General features: G+C 66.6%; 1 protein-coding gene. It reads right to left on the reverse strand.

Annotated features, from left to right (window positions below):
- Positions 1-58 precede the first annotated feature (58 nt).
- Positions 59-1,219, reverse strand: a complete 1,161-nt coding sequence (locus E0L17_RS10860; RefSeq protein ID WP_167931236.1) for an IS256 family transposase — start codon at positions 1,217-1,219, stop codon at positions 59-61.
- Positions 1,220-1,339: the final 120 nt, after the last annotated feature.

Genomic DNA, 1,339 nt, shown 5'->3' on the forward strand with positions numbered 1-1,339 from the left:
TACCGTCAAGATTCTTGCGCACTTTCAGACAGCCCTATAGGCCCGCCGTCCGGTGCGGCTACCCCTCCAGCAGAGTCACGTCCAGGTAGCGACGAGAGCCCCACTCGCTCTCGGCGACGTACTTGAGCCTCGCGGTCACGAGCATGAGGGCGCTCCTCCCATCCGGGAAGGTGCCCACCACGCGGGTGCGGCGGCGGATCTCGCGGTTGAGGCGCTCGATGGCGTTGTTCGTGCGGATCCTCCGCCAGTGCTCGCGGGGGAACCTGGTGTAGGTCAGCGTCTCGGCGAAGCCCTCCCTGACCACCTTGGCGGCCTCCTTGAGCCTGAGCGACTCCAGCTCCCCGGCGACGGCGAGGGCCTTGGCCTCGGCCGCCTCTCTCGACTCCATCGCGTGGATCGCCTTGAGCATGGCGGCGACCCTCGGCCTCTTGGACCTCGGGACCCTGGCCAGCACGTTTCTGTAGAAGTGCACGGTGCACCGCTGGTAGGCGGCCCCCGGGAACACCTCGGCGATTGAGCCGACCATGCCGGCGGCCTTGTCGCCGGTGAACATCCGCACGCCGCGCAGGCCGCGGGACCTGAGCCACGACAGGAACTCCCGCCAGCACTCCGAGGACTCCGTGAAGCCCTCGGCGGCGCCGATCACCTCGCGGTAGCCGTCGTCGTTGACGCCTATGGCGACCATCACCGCCACGTTCTCGTAGCTGCCGCCCCAGCTCCGCCTGAGGTAGATGCCGTCCACGTAGACGTAGGGGTAGGCGCGCTCGAGCGGGCGGTTGCGCCATCGCTCGACCGCCTTGAACGCCTTCTCGTTGAGGTTGGAGACCGTCGACGCGGACACGCTTGACCCCCAGAGGGCCTCGGAGACGTCCTCGATGCGCCTGGTGGAGACGCCCGCCAGGTACATCTCGATCATGGCCTCCTCGACCGAGGTCTCGCGCCTGCGGTAGCGCTCGATGATAGCGGTGGTGAACCGAACTCCCTTGAGCTTGGGCATCCTGAGCGTGACCTCGCCGGAGGTGGTGGCGAGCTTCCGGTCGTAGTGCCCGGCCCGGTAGGCCTCCCTCTCCGCGGTCCTCTCGTAGCGCTCGGCGCCCACGAGGTCGCCGGCCTCCTCCTCGAGCAGGCCGTTGAGCAGCTCCTCGACGGTCTTCCTCACCAGCTCCCTGAGATCGTCCCTCAGGGTCTCCTCGTTCAAAGATACAATGGGCTCGGGCATGGCCCCTCCTCCAGCATGTTTCTTGTCTAGGCAACTCGAATCATACCGGGGCGGGCCGTGCCCTCCTTCCTATCTGGACGCTATGCTGCTGTCAAAGTGCGCAAGAAATTGTACGTTACC

It is taken from the genome of Olsenella sp. SW781, from assembly GCF_012027725.1.
Classification (GTDB): domain Bacteria; phylum Actinomycetota; class Coriobacteriia; order Coriobacteriales; family Atopobiaceae; genus Thermophilibacter.